Source organism: Fibrobacter sp. UBA4297 (assembly GCF_002394865.1).
GTDB lineage: Bacteria > Fibrobacterota > Fibrobacteria > Fibrobacterales > Fibrobacteraceae > Fibrobacter.
The window spans coordinates 188728-205313 of record NZ_DGUZ01000019.1; the positions used below are offsets into that span (position 1 = coordinate 188728).

A 16586-nucleotide genomic window follows, 5' to 3' on the forward strand; every position below is an offset into this window, starting at 1 on the left:
TTCTAGGAAATATGCCCCGCGAAAGCGGGGCATTTCTTTTTGCATTCAAGAAAGAACGCTATTTAAAATCTCTATTCATTAAAATTTCGGTTTAGCCACCCGAAATAAACTTTCAAATAAAATCGCGGACCCCTTTTAATATCGTAGGTATTCGTAGCCACATAAGCATACGATGCAGAAACTCTTAAAAGCATCAAATTAATATTCAAATCAGCATGTGGCCTGAAATAGAATTTATGACCAGGACTAAAAGCAAACCAATCCATCTTATAGCCAGCACTCACCGATACAGGAACCCAGCCCTTCCAAAAGAAATACTCCACAGTCGGATTCAACAAGAACAGAGTCCCTAAAAAAATTTTCATCGGAATTTTGTCTTCATAGTGACCATCACCATGCATTAGAATATACGGAAGAAAACCCAAAGTAACAAGTGAGTTTATTACAGATACTCTATATTCCAAATGACTCGTATCACGTTTATCCGAAATAAAGTGTACACCAAACTCGGTATTCAAATGAAGATTTTCCAACATTCTCTGTCCCGATTCAATGGAAAGAATTATATCATCTCGGCTAAACACCCGATCATCAATCCGTTTTTTTCCCCAGAATGATGCGTCTATTCCAAAAAATCCCCCCGCCCATTCCTTTTCGCAAAAAGCCTGAGAACAAAGCACCACCAAACAAAATAAAAATACAAACCGTTTCATTTCCCCAAACCTTCTACAAATAGAGCTTACAGAATATCGCGGTTCAAGAGTTCGCCGTGGCTGAGTTCGAGGCGGCGGAACGGGCTGTTCAGATAAAAGTCCGGGTTATGCGTTGCCATGAGGATGGTCGTTCCGCGGGCGTTGATTTCCTTGAAGATGCAGAAGACTTCTTCGGCGTTTTTCGGGTCCAAGTTACCAGTCGGTTCGTCCGCCAAAAGCAAATACGGGTTGTGCACCATCGCGCGAGCAATCGCCACACGCTGTTGCTCACCGCCCGAGAGCGTATAAGGCATCGCAAAACGCTTTTGGCTAATGCCCACGAGCGCAAGCGCGTCAAAGACAGCCGCGTTAATCTTGTTGCTCGGAGTGCCGACAATGCGGAGCGCAAGCGCCACATTCTCAAAAACATTGCGGTCCGGTAAAAGCTTAAAGTCCTGGAAAATGATTCCCATCTTGCGGCGGAGCGCTTGGATTCTATAGTCCGGAGTGTTCTTGCTGTCGTACAATACGTTGTCCGAAAACTTGACCATCACCTGGCCGCCGCGCTCATCGTCTGGGCGTTCATCCATGTAGATAAGTTTCAGCACCGTCGATTTTCCGGCGCCGGAATGCCCCGTCAAGAAAACAAACTCGCCTTTGTTTATACGGAACGTGACGTTGTTCAACGCCTTCCAGTTGGCTTCGTAAGATTTCGTGACGTGGGTAAAATGAATCATATTATTCCGTCATTCGGATTTCGACGAGAACTTCCTTGCGCCACTTCTGGATGAGCTTCTGGAGCTTTTCATTTTCCAAATGCGTTGCGGCCATAAGTTCAATTTTGCCGTAATCTTCTTCGAGCGTGAGTTCACGCACCTGGCGGGAATCGTCGAGACGGAACAAGTGGTAAGCGCCGTCAATCATGACCGGCTCCGAAATTTCACCGACATTCAAATTTGCGACCGGATCCACATAAGCAGGTTCCATTTCGTTACGCTGGAACCAGCCAAGCAAACCGCCCTGGAAATTACTGGACTTGTCTTCACTAAACTTCTTTGCAGCCTTGGCAAATTCATCCTTCGACTTAATGCTCTTGCGGAGAGAATCGGCGAGTGCCACAACCGCAGCGGAATCCTTTGCCGTCGGAATCGTGCGCAAGAGAATTTGTGCGGAGCGGACACCGTCTTCTTTACGGCCAAGCACGCGTGCAATGTGCCAGCCCAAATCCGTCTTGACCGGAGTCGATGCATAATGGCCAGTCTTCAAACGAGAAATCGCCTGTTCAAAGGCAGGGTCCAAAAGGCCTCGTTTGAAGTAACCGAGATCGCCACCCTTTGCGGCAGAGCTATCCTGTGAATGACGTTGGGCCAAAAGTTCAAATTTGATGCCGAGATTAAGACTATCAATCAACGTTTCGGCAAAGCGCTTCACAGAGTCCACAATCATGGAATCCGGCTTAATCGGGAGTTGGATGTGGCTCAACAAAACGCAATTGAACTGGCGCGGGAGCGAGTCCTTGTAATCCTTGTAGAACAAGTCCACCTCTTTCTTGGTCGGGTGGATCGTACCCACGTGGAGTTGGCGCACACGTGAAATTTCCATGTGGTTGCGAATCTGCTTACCGAGCTGTTCGCGGTACTGGATCATCGAAAGACCGAGCTGGGCACGCACCGCCTTTTCAAGCGTAGCCATATCAATCTTCTGGCTTGCGGCAATGGACTGGAGATGAGCCGTCACGCGCTGGTCCACTTCATTTTCCGAAATCACAATCGAGTCGCGGTCAATGCGGCTGAGCAAAACCTTTTCTTCAATCATGCGGTTCAGCACAGCTTCTTTCTGCTGCTGTTCCGTCATATTTGCCGCTTCGGGCGTTTCCTGGAACCTGTAGAGGTTGTTCATGAAATCCGAGCGCATAATCGGCTTGCCATCGACGACAGCCGCAATGCCTTCCATCAACACGGGCTCGGCAAAACAAGCGACAGACAGGGCAAAAACTAAAGAGGCAATTCGATTACTGATCATTATTTTTCCTTTTCACTAAGAACATTCATCTTCGTAATTATAGGGATTCCGGTTTTCCATTCATCCTTGAGACGCTTCACAACCATATTCTGGTGTTCCACCCAGGCATGCATAGAAACATCGTCAATCACTTCATCAAGCGGACGCGCATCGGCAGAATCAAGCTTGTTAGTCACAACCGCAATCTTTGCAGCGCCATCGCAGACCTTCATCGGAGTAATACGGCCGACAACCGCACGGCGGATCGACGGAATCATGCACGGATCCGGAGTTTCATCGACACCGTCAAATTCCCTCATGCGCTTCACCAGGCGATGGTTAGGCGGGATGGATTCGAACTTGGTGTTCTTGAATTCCTTGTAATAAATGACAGCGGACTTCCAGTCGGCAAAGGTGAGGATAGCCCCCGAAACAGTCGTCTTTCCGTTCAGGTAAAGGTCCTGGTTCTTGTGGTAGAAGTCAATTTTTTCGACATCACTCACAATCATCGTATCGAGGTAAGACTGCATGAAATAATCGGCGACAATCTTGCGCTTAGTGCGTTCAATCATGCGAATGAGCACAGAATCTTTCAGCGCACCGGCCTTCACAGCCTGCTGGTACACAAGTTCTTCATCAATCCAGCGTTGCAAAAAGAGGATGCGTTCACGATCGCCCCAGGAATCCCAATCAGGAGCGTACGTGTAAACCTCCGACTGGTGCAACTTGGAATCGCCCACGGTGACAATCACCGGGTCTTTCGTTTTACAAGCAGCAAGCATTACCAAACTGAATGCAAGCAATATACGGATAACGGATTTCATTGCGACAAATTTAGAAAATTCGCGCCCGCGAAAGTAGTTAAAGTCGTCCAAAACGGCCTTTCAACCTTGCTAAAGCGTCTTCTTCCACAATATCTTCGGCGTCATTACCCTTGCGTTTGTACTTGAGGATTTCAAAATCTTCAAGCATTGCCTTCGCTTGCAAGTAAAGTTCGGCAAATTCCGGGTCATCCGTTGTCGTGCGGTCGATTTTTCCGAGGAGTTCACGGGCATTTTTCAGTTCGTGGTCCTTGAGGTAACGAGCTTTAAGATACGGGCGGAAATATTCGCGGAGAGTACCCGCCGAAAGTTCCGTACTTTCGCGAGACGTACCGGATTCACGGGATGCGTTGAAATCTCGAGATGCGCCAAACGGGAGTTCTATGTTGAAAAGTTCGGCAAGAATGCACAGACGTTCAAATAAAGTAAGTTCTTTTTGGTACGCCGAACGGATTGCAATTATGGTTTTATTTTTTAAGGTCGACTTGGCGCTCCCACCTCGCATTTCCACGCTGAAATCCTTGAGCAAATTCCAGCACTTTACAAAAGCGTCAGCACTGATGAGGCCAGATTCGTATGTAGCACGAACAAGTGAAAGACGGATTTCTTCATCTTCGCTACGGGTGTTTGCAGCAAGACTCTTGAAGTCGCGAATCTTTTTGCCACGTGAGAATTCTAGCCCTGTAAAGCGCACACAGCGAGTCGCATCAAGGCTATCTGCAGCAAGCGATTTTGCGACCCAAATTTTGAGAGCCGTTTCAAAGTTATCAGCAAAGACACCGCCCATTTCAAGCAAGTTCAAGCGGTCGGCAATGAGCTGTTTTTTCTCTTCGGAGAGTGAAGTCTTTGGTGGTGCGGGATGCGCAGCGGATTCAAGATGCGCGCCCTCAACACGCTTGCGGAAAGCTTGCCAAAAACGGGATTCATCCGACACCATCAACGCCGATTGTCCAAGACGCCAGCCAAAGCGCATTCCTTCGAGCGGGAAGTCAATGCCAAACGTCACTAACGCCGGGCGAACCGCCAAGAACATGCGGTAAGAGCCCCATTCGGGAGAAATTTCGAGTTTATAAGGTTCCGGGAAACCAGGCTTTGAAACGACCAAATGCAAACGCAGGTGATTTTCTTTGTCGGGATTCACCGTCGGAACGTCAATGCTTGCGCCGTTTGCACCCGAGCGGATTTCCTTTGTATTCGAAAGCACTTCGTAAAGGAGCAATAACGGAGCTTTATGCGGGAAGTTATCGAGCGCCGCAAAGAATTCATCATCAATCGCGGTGCGCTTGGCTTCGAGCAATTTCTTGACGCTCTTAGGCATTTCGCGAATCACGGATTCAATCATCCATTCGCGCCATTGCTGGATGCTCATCGCAAATTTCGCCGGAGAAATTTCAGTCAGCAAGTCATAGGGCAAATTGAGCGTAATGCCATCGCAATCGCGAGTGGCGTCAAAGACCATTTCACCTGTAACAACGCGCTCGCCGATGCGGAAATGCTCGATGGAACCGCCTAACTGCGGAGCAGGTGCGTTTCCACACTTGTCAATCCCGACTTGATCGGGATTCCCCTTTCTTTGCCGAGAAGGCGATTCCGGGACGAAGCCCGGAATGACAATGCGATTGAACCCTCTCTCGTCATTCGTCTGTAGGGCAACGCCCGTTCTCTCGTCTAACAAATCCAACCAATACTTTTCATCAAATTTGAGGAACTGGTCGGTGTGCTCGTAGATGTAGCTTTTGAGCGTCTTGATGGAATTGACGTTACCCGCAATTCGCGTGTAGTAATCCACAAGCGCATCTTCGCTGGGGGCAAGTCCGAACTGGCGTTTTCGCGCTTCAAGCGCATGGAGATTTTCAACGACGCGGTCGTTGTGCTTCATGAAATCGAAAGGCCTTGCCACCTCGCCCATCACCACCGCCTCACGCCAGAAAATCTGGGCACAGTCTTCGGGATTCACGCGGGCGTAATCGATACGATGGCCACGGCTAATCACAAGCCCTCTAAAGCTTACTTCTTCGACCGCTTCTACAAAGCCACGTTCTTTATTCCACGTCGGTTCAAACCAGCGACGAGTGCAGAACGGTTCTGCCACTTGCAAAATCCATTCCGGCTTGATTTCGGCAGCCTTCGTGAGGAACGTGCGGCTCGTTTCGCGGACTTCGGCACTGAAAAGCCATTCCACACTCTTGGCGTACAAATCGCTACCCGGGAACACATGCGTTTCGCGACCGCTCACCAAGCGGTAACAGCCGTTTTCAATATCGCGATGCGCAATCCCGCCCAAGAATCCGGAAAGGAGCGCAATGTGCAAATTGTCGCGATGGAACGAATCAAACGGACAAACTTTATTTTCAAACTTTACTTCGAGAATGCGGCTGAACTGTTCGTACAAATCCACCCATTCACGCAAGCGCAAAAAGTGCATGCTGTTCTTATCGCAGAACTTGCGGAGTTTGTTCCAAGTTTTGCCGTCCCAGTCCGTGCAGAACGCATTCCACATCGAAACGTAAACGAGGAAGTCGCTCTTGTGACCGCAGAATTTGCGGTGCAGCTGACGGATGCGAGTGCGTTCCGGTTCATCGTTCGGCACCACACGCGGATCCTGAATGCTAAGCGCCGAGCACACGATAAGCGCCGGCTGCAAAACGCCCAAATCACGGGCGCGCAAAAGCACCGCCGAAAGCGACACGTCCATCGGGAGGCGCGTCATATCGCGGCCAAGCTTGGTCACATGACCGCTAGAATTGTCAGCCGTGAGTGCGCCAAGTTCAAACAACGTCTTGTAAGCGCCACGGAATGCCGAATGCGGAGGCGACTGCAAGAACGGGAAGTTTTCGAGTTCAAGCCCGAGACTGCGCAACTGCAAAACGACATTTGCCAAATTGCTACGGCGAATTTCTGGCTCCGTGAATTCATCGCGCTTTTCAAAATTCTCGGGAGAGTAAAGGCGAATGCACACGCCGGGCTTCACGCGCCCTGCGCGTCCAGTGCGCTGCCGCGCGCTGGCCTTCGAAATTTCTTCAACGGGAAGCCCCTGGATTCTCGCCTGCGCATTGTAGCGCGAGATTCGGGCCATACCCGTATCGACAACGTAAGCAATTCCCGGAATCGTAAGCGATGTTTCAGCAATGTTCGTCGCCAAGACCACGCGAGTCTTGCCCGTGTGCTTGAAAATGCGGCGCTGCTCATCAGGACTCATGCGTCCGTAAAGCGGGAGCACGTCAAAAGTTGCAGCATCCAGTTCATGAGCAAGCTCGCCCATCAAGTCCTGAATGTCGCGTTCCGTCGGTAAAAAACAGAGCAAGTGGTCGCGATGTCGCGTTTCCAAATCGAGAATCGCATCACGCGCTTCTTCGATTAAGCCAGAATCGCCCTTGCCACTGATATCGCGGAGATCCTTCGACTCATTTCCCTTCGACAAGCTCAGGGAACTGAAGGTCGGTGAGCCTGCCGAACCGCCAAAATAATATTCCACATCCACAGGGTACGTGCGGCCTTCGGCTTCCATCACGCAGCTGTTGTCATAAAATTCTTCAAAAAGTTTTGCGTCAAGCGTTGCCGATGCAACAATCAACTTGAAATCTGGACGACGAGCAAGAACAGTCTTGAAAATGCCGAGCAAGATATCAATGTTCAACGAGCGTTCATGCGCTTCGTCAATCATGATGGCATTATACTGCCGGAACAAGCGGTCCTTGCGGAACTCCTGCAACAAGATACCGTCCGTCATCACCTTGATGGGGGCTTCATTTGTACCTTGTTCCCAGAAACGAATTTTCGTCGAGACAAGCTCTTCGTCCTTGAGTTCTTCGCGCAAGCGGTCGGCAATGGAAATTGCCGCCAAACGCCGAGGCTCCGTCACGCCGATTTTGAAAGGTCGCACTTCGTGCTCTGAGCACAAGCGTTTGTCATCCTGGAGCCGAGAGACGATAGGATCCATTATTTTTTGGATTCTATCGGGGCCTTGCCCCTCCAGAATGACAGCGTTATTTTGCTGACTTAGAAACCATTCTAACAAGAACTTCGGCAACTGCGTCGATTTGCCGGAACCCGTATCCGCCTTGACGATGATAACTTGATGTTTTTCTAAAAGCTCAAAAAACTCCTCCCGATGTTCAACAACGGGAAGCTCCGGATATTCAATCTTCAAATCAGACAAAATCATTCTATAGGTTTCAGGTTACAGGTTTTAGGTATTAGGTTAATTTCATGCACTTCGTGCATCTATAAAACGGGCGACGGAGTCGCGATTATAAATCCTATAACCTAACCCCTAACGCCTAATTCCTATTCCTTAATATGCCCGCATTTGTCGCAGGTGAGTTTGTAGCTGTTATCGGGGTCTACGACCATCACGCCGTCACATTCCGGCACTTCGCACGGGAGTTCTCCCGGCATCACTTCTCTATAAGTCTTTTTTTCTTCCATAATGCCCCGAATATAGAAATTCAGCGCCCAACACGCCCACAACAATATTTATTTTTCGAACATGGAAAACGCAAAGACAGTCAAACAATCGCAAGTCGAAACCCGCGACATCGTCCACCCTTCCGACGTCAACGCCTACAATTTTGTATTCGGCGGACACCTGACATCGCTCCTCGACAAGGCAGCCTGCATTGCCGCCTGCACCCATTCCAGACGCAAAGTCACAACCGTTTCGATTGACAACGTGCGCTTTTTCAAACCCGCTACCGTCGGAACAATTCTCACTATCAAGGCATCCGTCAACCGCGCCTTCAACACCTCCATGGAAATCGGCGTAAAAGTCCTTGGAATTGACCCGCAAGTATCCTGGCAGCCCGAAGTCATCTGCCACGCTTATATGACATTTGTCGCCTTGGACGAAAACGGAAGACCGACCCCGATTCCCTCGATTATTCCCGAAACCGAAGACGAAATCCGCCGTTATGAAGAAGCCGGCATCCGCCGCGAAGCCAAGAAAAAACTGGCAACGGCCCTAGAAAACAAATAAACTCTACGTCTAATAAAAACACTGGATACACTTGAAAACATTTTCATCAAAAAGGCCCTTTGACGGGGCCTTTGTTGTTTCTAGATTTTTACACATGAAACAGATCGACGTCAAAGACCGTTCGCTCATCAGCCTTTCGTGGCCGCTAATCCTCACATTTGCCGTGAGCATGATCCAGCCCATGATGGACAGCTGGTTTTTGTCGCGCACTTCCGAAACCGCAGCCGCGGGCGTTGGCGCCATGCTCCCGATTCTCGGAGCTCTTTTCACCGCGCTCCACGCTTTTGCGCAATCCGGCGCAAGCATCGTCTCGCAATACATTGGCGCGAAACAGAACAGCCACGCCAGCAGCACTCAGACGATGGTCCTTTTCGGGAGCATCCTTCTCGGCATCGCGCTCACGCTCATCATTTATCCGCTTTCCGGGAACATTCCGCAATGGATGGGACTCACCGAAGCCCCCGCCGCATACGCCACGCAATTTTTAAGCGTCGTTTCGTTCGGGTTTGCCTTCCGCGCTCTGCAAACCATTTTGACCGCCCTCATCGCAACACACGGCCTTACCATTTGGAACCTCGTAGGCAACACTCTCACGATTGCCACAAACGCAGCCTTGAATGTCGTGTTCCTTGAAGGACTTTTTGGACTCCCTAAAATGGGCGTTCACGGAGTCGCCCTCGCGACCGCACTTTCCTGGCTCATTTCTTCGGGCATCCTTTGGCTTGTGCTCAAGTTCAAAGTACACCACCACAGCAAAATTCGCGACTGGAAACGCACCCGCGTTCTTTTGCCCGACTGGATTCGCATCGGACTCCCCGCCGCCGCAGAACCCATCAGTTTTCAGCTTTTCCAAGTGTTTATCACCGCGATGGTCGTCTATATCGGCACAACCGCAATGACCGCCCGCGTGTTCGCAGGGAACTTCGCTGCACTCTCCGTCATTCTCGGTGTCGGCCTCGGCAGCGGAAACCAGATTCTCGTAGCGCACCTCGTTGGCGCACATGACTACGTCAAAGCAAATCGCCGCGTGCACCAAACCCTCGCCGTGGGCATCACCAGCGGATTCTTGCTATCCGTCGCGGTCGCGCTCCTCGGCGAACACCTGCTCAGGCTCTACACCGACAATCCCGAAGTCCTCCGCCTCGGCAAAATCTGCCTCTGGTGCGACGTCGCCGTGCAACCCTTCAAAGCCGTAAACTTTATCGTCACCACATCGCTCCGTGCCGCAGGCGATTCCAAATTCCCGGCACTCGTGGGTAGCGGCATGATGTGGACACTCGGCCTTGCAACCTCGCTTATCCTCGCGTTTGTCGTTGGGCTTGGACTCCCCGGTCTTTGGCTAGGCATGGCAGCCGACGAATTCTACCGCTCGTTTGCCAACATTTGGCGCTGGCGTAGCGGCCGCTGGAAAAGCAAAGCCGTGGTTTAGAAAGCAAAACGTCCGGCGGGTAAGCCGGACTTCTATTATTCAAAGCACTTCGTCAATTTACGATTGGCCGAGAGAAGCCTTGATAGCGAGGATATCAGCTTCAGAAAGTTCAGTGAAATCGATAATCTTATCAATAGGTTCATTCTTCAACAACATTTTCTTTGCAATTTCGCGAGCTTTTTGATTGGCACCTTTTTCAAGACCCTGTGCGAGACCCTGTTCGAGACCCTGTTCAAGACCTTGCTGCAAGCCGCTATCAATAGCCGCTTTATGGATTGCGTATTCATCCCACTTGGCTTTCTGAGCTTCGTCGATCATTTTCTGTTCCTCTTTCGATAATTTAGCCAATTTCGCTGTCGAAAACAAGAGCTCGAACACCGTATTCGCGTACTGCTTGGGCATCTGCGTCATATTTTTCATGTTCTTAAGAGCATAAAGCGCCTTGTCGAGCGTCGTTTCAAGTTCGTCCAAAGGCTTGTTGAACTTCGGAAGCTCCACAAACGCAAAATTGAGCGTATCACTAATGCAAGATCCATTGATTTCGCGAAGCTTTGCCCGACGGATGTAGCGGTCATCGGCAAACACGTTAAATTCCATGAACACAACAGTAACGACAGGGTTCAATTCGTAATTGTACTTTTTGCCGCGTTGCCCCTGAGCAATGATTGTCTGCGAGGCGTAATAAATCGAGCGATTGACTATGTTTTCCTGAAAAAGAATCTGAACCTCGATGATGAACCTACGCTGTGCCGAATCGATGCAATGCAAGTCGAAAACGGAAGTCCGATTTTCGTTCGAACCGTCACTGTATTCCTTGTTTCGGGACTGCACATCAACAATCGGAGATGCTATTTCGCCTTCAAGTACGGCGTTCAAAAGCGCAATCAAACATACTTTGTTCTGCGAGTCAGGATTGAAGGCTTTCTTAAAAGTTCTGTCGAGAAGAAGGTCCGCGAATACACCCGCGCCCTTGAATTCTTCGAAAGTTTTGGCCTCGCTAATCATTTCGCCGTGGCTATTTTTCGTTTCGGCCACAATATTATTTTCCATATTTTTCCGGTGTTAAAACACCCGATAATGTCGGGTTCATAGACAGAAAACGGCTCCCCGTCCTTTATATTAACACGCTTTTTTGAGCGATTTGGTCCAATATTTTTTCAATAAGAATGAAATTTTACAATTGACTATACTATATGCAAAATATCCGGCATGAAAGCCGGACAATTTTTCTATTGACTATTGACCAATAGCTAAAAACCATTCTTTAAGTATAAATTAAATTCATTTAAACAAAAACTTAATAGACAAAAACTATAAATGGCAATATAATAAGAAAATTTCCAAATCAGCAAGCGACTTCTAAACCCAAAGCAAAGCGCACCAAAGGCGTATTACGACATTCCCGCTCCCCCAAAATTTCTACATTTGGCGCATGCCTTTCTACTCCGACGAAATCATCCAAGAACTCAAGAACCAAGCGGATATCGCGTTGGTCATTCAGCAGTTCTTGCCGCTCAAAAAAAGCGGGGTCAACAAATACGTCGGCGTGTGCCCATTCCACGATGACCACTCCCCGTCCATGTCGGTAAATTCCACGCTGGGCATTTACAAGTGCTTTGCATGCGGTGCGGGTGGCGATGTTTTCAAGTTCATCCAGGAACACGAAAAACTCGACTTCAAGGGCGCTGTAGAATGGGTCGCCAACTTTGTGGGTTTTGCACTTCCGAACCTCGGCAACAACGTCAATTCCGAAGTGCTCGAAGAACGCACAATGGTCCGGAAGCTTAACGAGCTTGCCTGCGAATGGTTCGAGCAACAGCTCACGTTAAGTCCCAAAGCTTTAGAGTATCTGAACAAGCGTCATGTTTCGCCTGAGACGCGCAAACAGTTCCACATCGGCTACGCCCCGACAGGGCGAGAAGGCTTAATCGGCTACGCCGCACGCAACGGCTTTTCGCCACGCGACTGCGTCAAGGCTGGGCTTGCCGTCGAAAAAGAAAATGGCGGTATCGCAGACAAGTTCCGCGACCGCTTGATGATTGCCATCCAGAACCTTTCGGGAGTCGTTGTCGCCTTTGGCGGTCGAGACTTGAGCGACCCCGCATCGCACAACGGAATAAAACTTGCCAAATACATGAACAGCCCGGAAACCGCGCTCTACAGCAAGCGCGATATTCTCTTCGGACTGAACCACAGCCGAAACGCCATCTTACAAGAAAAAGCGGTCATTATCGTCGAAGGATATTTTGACCTCATCAGCCTTTACCAAAGCGGTGTGCAGAACGTCGTGGCCGCATCGGGTACGGCACTTACCGAGAATCACGCCAGCATTCTCGCCCGCTATGCGAAAACGGCTTACCTTGTTTTTGACGGAGATGCCGCCGGGCAAAATGCCACGCGCCGCAGTCTCGAAATTGTGCTCCCCAAGGGCCTTTCGCCAAAAATCTTTGCGCTTTCACGACCGGACGGCACCAAGATCGACCCGGACAACTTTGTGAACGAGCAAGGCCCGGACGCCTTCAAAAGAGCGCTCCGCACCGCCGAAGACTGGCTCAGCTATCTCGGACGCACCATGCCGAACAACAGTCCCGAAGACCGAGCCGCATTCATCACGCAAGCAAAGACGCTCATCAAGAGCATTGAAAATCCGGAACTTCGCAACCAATATTTGAAGCTTGTTTCCGAGCGTTACAGCACAACGCGCTCGCTCGCGGGCATCAAGGTGGCACACCCGAAACGCGAAAAAGTACCCACCGCCGAACAACCCGCAGCACCGCAAGTAAGCGTTCCGTGGGAACTGTTGTCGCCGATTGAAGTGCGATTTGCAAATTTACTTTACCGCAACCCCACCCTTCTCGACCGCGCCGCAGAATACTTCGACATGGACTTTGCTGCCAGCGGAATCCAGATTTTTGATTCCCCGCTGATTGATGAATTTATCCAGTCGATTCTCGCGCAATATGCAGAAACGGGCGCATTCTCGCCGAGAACATTGTACGAATCGCTTTCGCCGCAGTTGCAGCTTTTCTTGGAGCAACTCCCCGATGAGACGTGGAAAACGCCGAACGAGATTTTGGAATTTTACGACACGGTTGCCGTGCTCACGCTCAATCTGTGCGACCGCTACAAAAAACTCATCCCGCTCGATTCCGAAGCAGGCATGCGTCTCCGTATGCAGTTGAACAAGTTCACGCAGGGCATTCAAATTGTTGCCAAGAAGCGCAAGATTTCGGCCATTACGCCGGACGTTTTCGCCGAGCAGATTATCCAGAGCAAAACACCGCTCATCGAGCTTTACACAGAAATTAACGAGCTTGCGATGAACGGAGGGAACGCCGCGCAGTTCTCGCAGCAGGTTCCCGCACCACCCCCGGCACAACCAAACGAAATGCCCCCGGAGATGGAAGCCCCGCCTCCATTCGAAAGCGATGAGCAATTCGCATCGAGCGAACCTCCTGAAGATGTACCATACGACCCGAACGAAGACGAACCCTACGTTCCCGACGATGACTTTGGAGCCATGGACGATTTCGGCTAAGCCCAACAAGATTTTAAAATTAAAGAGGAAATATGTTATCCATCAAGAACCTTAAAGCAAGTATCGAAGACGGCACCCAAATCCTGAAAGGGATCAATCTTGAGGTCAAGCCGGGAGAAGTCCACGCCATCATGGGCCCGAACGGCTCCGGCAAAAGCACGCTCTCCAAAGTGATTGCAGGTCACCCCGCTTACCATGTCGATGGCGGTTCCGTAGAACTCAACGGCAAGAACTTGCTCGAAATGGAAATCAACGAACGCGCCAATTCTGGCCTCTTTATCAGCACGCAGTACCCGACCGAAATTCCGGGCGTGAACAACGTCGAATTCTTGAAGATGGCACTCAACAGCAAGCGCGCCTACCTCGGCCAGCCCGAAATGAGCGACGAAGATTTCAAGAAGCTCTGCGAAGAAAAGATGAACTTGCTCGAAATGGACGAACGCTATCGTGAACGCGGCGTGAACGACGGCATGAGCGGTGGAGAAAAGAAGCGCAATGAAATCCTCCAGATGGCGATTCTAGACCCGAAGGTGAGCTTCCTCGACGAAACGGACTCCGGCCTCGACATTGACGCCCTCCGCATCGTGGCAAACGGCATCAATCACATCATGTCGCCCGAAAAGGCCGTGATTCTCGTGACGCATTACCAGCGTCTTTTGGACTACATCAAGCCCACTTACGTTCACGTGCTCCGTCACGGCAAAATCATCTTGAGCGGTGGCCCAGAACTCGCCCTCAAGCTCGAAGATCAAGGCTACGACTGGATTGAAGAAGCCAAGTAACGGCGAGGACGCATAATGAACGCTGAATTTATACAGAACTTGCCCACCGCGGAACAGGCGATAGCACGCCTCCGCGAACTCGGCATGCCCAAGCGCAATAACGAACTTTGGTCGTTCTTCCCGGTCGCAAAAATCCCGACTCCGGAATTCATGGGCACGGATTTTGCAGCAGCCCCAACGACTTCCCCGGCAGCAACCCCGGCCAACCAAGAAACCGACTTTGCCGCCCTCCTCCCGATTGCAAATCAAGCCCGCCCCATGATTCGCGAAATCGTGAACGGCGCCGCCGAAATGGCCATGCTCAAGTGCAACAACGACTTTGGCCACACCGTCCTTGACATCGGCAAAGGCGCCAAGGTGAGCCTCGAAATTCTCGACAACAAAGTTTCGCACGACATCGCCGCCGAGCGCTTTGACATCAACGTTGGCGAAGATGCAGACGTGGAAATCTTCTTTGCAAACCCGGCTTGCGATTTGCCGCTCCGCTTTAGGCATTTCAACATCAACCAAGCCGCAGGCGCCAACGTCCGATTCTCCAGCATCTGCCGCGACACCGCCATTGGCCGCGTGAGCGTTGAATGCCACCTCAAAGGAGAAGGCGCGAACTTCGATTACAGGAGCCTCCACGTTCTCGATGGCGAAGCCTCGCAGCACAGCCGCCTCACCATCTACCACGAAGCCCCGCGCACGGTGAGCACCCAGCTTGCCCGCAACCTGCTTTCGGGTTCTGCACGCGTGAGCTACGACGGAAGCGTTATCGTCGGTTACGACTGCACGGGCGTCAACTCCAGCCAGCTCGTGAACACCATCCTCATGAGCGAAGATGCTAGCGTCTCCGTGAAGCCCGTCCTCAAGATTTATCACGATGACGTGGAATGCACGCACGGCAACACCGTCGGCGAACTGGATGCAGAACAGATGTTCTACCTCGTGAGCCGCGGCATCCCGAAAAAGGCCGCCCAGGAAATGCTCATGCGCTCCTTCGCTCAAGAGACGTTCCTCCCGCTCCCGGACAGCCCCGCGAAAAAGCGACTGATGAGCAGTCTTTAGACGAGAGGGAGATTCCCGCTCGGAGGCGGGAATGACAATACTATAAAAAGGCGGCTTCGGTCGCCTTATTTTATTTATGCAAATAAGATTTTTGTATATTCTTCTATATGAAAAAACTTATCCTTATCATTACTTTGGGAGCATTGAACGCATTCGCTATCGATTGCCTCCGTTCCACCTTTGACATTTTCGCCAAAGAATATCCAAAATCTAGTGAGCCTATAACAGCGATTTACAAGAATTTTTTTGTAGATAGCATTTACCTCCATTATGCGGACACTAGCCTTAGCACGGAGTTCGACAACAACAAGTATTACTACACAGGCACTCATGTTGACAGTGCCAAGACTTACACCAAAAAACACGGCTCCGACAATTGGGAAATCAAAGTCCTAAGTCCAGAAGAGTTAACTCTTGAAGCCTATGGAGTCAAGACCACCATTACACAAGAGGGCGATTTCAAAAGAGTCCGCCAAGAAGGCAAAGGTAATCCACCAATCACTGAATACTTGATCTACGAAACAAAAGACTCCGTCTTTTACGTTGTTTCATATCTCGATTCATCAGGAAATAAAAACCCCGATGGTCTAAACACCTATGTGCACACAGTTTACATCCGTAATGATACTTTATATCAATCCGAAGACGGCTCCGGAAATTATATTGTTCGCGACTCAGCAAACGAAAACAAGTGTTACGAATATATTTCCTACCTCAAAAACGAAATTCGCGCCACTTACGAATACGAAATGAGAGGCGACACACTTACCGCCACCGAAAAAATTCACGGAGGCTACAGAAATACACTCACGTTTTTCTTCGTTCCCATTGAAAAATACTCTACCGCCATTATTTCCACGAAACGTCGCCCCAAATTGAATCCGGCAAAATCAAAGGACTTCGATTTGCTCGGTCGCCCCGCCAAGAACAAGCACATCGCTATTTTCAAGCATTAACAAGAAGGAGATGCCCGTTCAAGTCGGGCATGACAACCATAGCGACTTTCATAAAAAAAATCCGTCGGAGAAATCTCCGGCGGATTTTTACATTGCTGTGAGAACTCTCATACCTTTCATTCCCGAATCGCAGCCTCAGCTGCGACAGAACTCACGAGCAATGTACCCACACCCCCCAAACATCCCAAACACCCTAATTTTTCCCTTCTTCCTTTTTGTACCAGTGGGCTACCACCGGCACATTTATAAATGTATACGAGAAATCAAGGGCGCGCTAAAAATATTTTCAAAAGCATCATCCAAACAAGAAAGTTCCAAGTCGGAATAATGCTTTTTCAAAAA

The 16586-nt window shown here is 50.0% G+C and carries 13 protein-coding genes; 6 read left to right on the forward strand and 7 right to left on the reverse strand.

All coding sequences use genetic code 11. The features are described 5' to 3' along the window. Window positions 1-71: 71 nt before the first annotated feature. From B3A20_RS11580 to B3A20_RS11605, 6 genes are all read right to left on the reverse strand, one after another. Complete coding sequence (locus B3A20_RS11580; RefSeq protein WP_290764963.1) at window positions 72-713, reverse strand: hypothetical protein; 642 nt, start codon at window positions 711-713, stop codon at window positions 72-74. A 26-nt stretch (window positions 714-739) separates the two neighbouring features. Next, window positions 740-1429, reverse strand: coding sequence for a cell division ATP-binding protein FtsE (ftsE, locus tag B3A20_RS11585; protein WP_290764965.1), 690 nt, complete (start codon window positions 1427-1429; stop codon window positions 740-742). 1 nt (window position 1430) lies between these two features. Continuing rightward, window positions 1431-2714, reverse strand: coding sequence for a peptidylprolyl isomerase (locus tag B3A20_RS11590; protein ID WP_290764967.1), 1284 nt, complete (start codon window positions 2712-2714; stop codon window positions 1431-1433). After that, window positions 2714-3517, reverse strand: coding sequence for a hypothetical protein (locus tag B3A20_RS11595; RefSeq protein ID WP_290764969.1), 804 nt, complete (start codon window positions 3515-3517; stop codon window positions 2714-2716). Before B3A20_RS11595 ends, B3A20_RS11590 begins: the two co-directional genes overlap by 1 nt. Window positions 3518-3554: 37 nt before the next feature. Next, on the reverse strand, window positions 3555-7679 hold the full coding sequence (locus B3A20_RS11600; protein ID WP_290764971.1) for a DUF3418 domain-containing protein: 4125 nt from the start codon (window positions 7677-7679) through the stop codon (window positions 3555-3557). Between the two features lie 122 nt (window positions 7680-7801). Next, window positions 7802-7942, reverse strand: a complete 141-nt coding sequence (locus B3A20_RS11605) for a hypothetical protein (protein WP_012820363.1) — start codon at window positions 7940-7942, stop codon at window positions 7802-7804. A gap of 61 nt (window positions 7943-8003) precedes the next feature. Between B3A20_RS11605 and B3A20_RS11610 the strand changes: the two genes are divergently transcribed. Both B3A20_RS11610 and B3A20_RS11615 read left to right on the forward strand, forming a co-directional pair. Beyond that, on the forward strand, window positions 8004-8489 hold the full coding sequence (locus B3A20_RS11610; protein ID WP_290764973.1) for an acyl-CoA thioesterase: 486 nt from the start codon (window positions 8004-8006) through the stop codon (window positions 8487-8489). 94 nt (window positions 8490-8583) lie between these two features. Beyond that, a complete protein-coding gene (locus tag B3A20_RS11615) occupies window positions 8584-9918 on the forward strand; it encodes an MATE family efflux transporter (protein WP_290764975.1) in 1335 nt (444 codons plus the stop codon). Between the two features lie 57 nt (window positions 9919-9975). On the opposite strand, the gene B3A20_RS11620 is transcribed toward B3A20_RS11615, so the two are convergent. Continuing rightward, complete coding sequence (locus B3A20_RS11620) at window positions 9976-10968, reverse strand: Rpn family recombination-promoting nuclease/putative transposase (protein ID WP_290764977.1); 993 nt, start codon at window positions 10966-10968, stop codon at window positions 9976-9978. A 382-nt stretch (window positions 10969-11350) separates the two neighbouring features. Between B3A20_RS11620 and dnaG the strand changes: the two genes are divergently transcribed. The 4 genes from dnaG to B3A20_RS11640 all read left to right on the forward strand — a co-directional run bounded on the left by dnaG (window position 11351) and on the right by B3A20_RS11640 (window position 16244). After that, window positions 11351-13456, forward strand: coding sequence for a DNA primase (dnaG, locus tag B3A20_RS11625; RefSeq protein WP_290764980.1), 2106 nt, complete (start codon window positions 11351-11353; stop codon window positions 13454-13456). A gap of 32 nt (window positions 13457-13488) precedes the next feature. Then, a complete protein-coding gene (sufC, locus tag B3A20_RS11630; RefSeq protein ID WP_290764982.1) occupies window positions 13489-14238 on the forward strand; it encodes a Fe-S cluster assembly ATPase SufC in 750 nt (249 codons plus the stop codon). 15 nt (window positions 14239-14253) lie between these two features. Then, window positions 14254-15288, forward strand: a complete 1035-nt coding sequence (locus tag B3A20_RS11635; protein WP_290764984.1) for a SufB/SufD family protein — start codon at window positions 14254-14256, stop codon at window positions 15286-15288. 107 nt (window positions 15289-15395) lie between these two features. Beyond that, window positions 15396-16244, forward strand: a complete 849-nt coding sequence (locus B3A20_RS11640) for a hypothetical protein (RefSeq protein WP_290764986.1) — start codon at window positions 15396-15398, stop codon at window positions 16242-16244. Window positions 16245-16586 lie beyond the last annotated feature (342 nt).

What these genes read in the sequence shown, in the direction of transcription:
- B3A20_RS11580 (WP_290764963.1), bottom strand. Translation starts at nt 713, where the DNA reads ATGAAACGGTTTGTATTTTTATTTTGTTTGGTGGTGCTTTGTTCTCAG.
- ftsE (WP_290764965.1), bottom strand. Translation starts at nt 1,429, where the DNA reads ATGATTCATTTTACCCACGTCACGAAATCTTACGAAGCCAACTGGAAG.
- B3A20_RS11590 (WP_290764967.1), bottom strand. Translation starts at nt 2,714, where the DNA reads ATGATCAGTAATCGAATTGCCTCTTTAGTTTTTGCCCTGTCTGTCGCT.
- B3A20_RS11595 (WP_290764969.1), bottom strand. Translation starts at nt 3,517, where the DNA reads ATGAAATCCGTTATCCGTATATTGCTTGCATTCAGTTTGGTAATGCTT.
- B3A20_RS11600 (WP_290764971.1), bottom strand. Translation starts at nt 7,679, where the DNA reads ATGATTTTGTCTGATTTGAAGATTGAATATCCGGAGCTTCCCGTTGTT.
- B3A20_RS11605 (WP_012820363.1), bottom strand. Translation starts at nt 7,942, where the DNA reads ATGGAAGAAAAAAAGACTTATAGAGAAGTGATGCCGGGAGAACTCCCG.
- B3A20_RS11610 (WP_290764973.1), top strand. Translation starts at nt 8,004, where the DNA reads ATGGAAAACGCAAAGACAGTCAAACAATCGCAAGTCGAAACCCGCGAC.
- B3A20_RS11615 (WP_290764975.1), top strand. Translation starts at nt 8,584, where the DNA reads ATGAAACAGATCGACGTCAAAGACCGTTCGCTCATCAGCCTTTCGTGG.
- B3A20_RS11620 (WP_290764977.1), bottom strand. Translation starts at nt 10,968, where the DNA reads ATGGAAAATAATATTGTGGCCGAAACGAAAAATAGCCACGGCGAAATG.
- dnaG (WP_290764980.1), top strand. Translation starts at nt 11,351, where the DNA reads ATGCCTTTCTACTCCGACGAAATCATCCAAGAACTCAAGAACCAAGCG.
- sufC (WP_290764982.1), top strand. Translation starts at nt 13,489, where the DNA reads ATGTTATCCATCAAGAACCTTAAAGCAAGTATCGAAGACGGCACCCAA.
- B3A20_RS11635 (WP_290764984.1), top strand. Translation starts at nt 14,254, where the DNA reads ATGAACGCTGAATTTATACAGAACTTGCCCACCGCGGAACAGGCGATA.
- B3A20_RS11640 (WP_290764986.1), top strand. Translation starts at nt 15,396, where the DNA reads ATGAAAAAACTTATCCTTATCATTACTTTGGGAGCATTGAACGCATTC.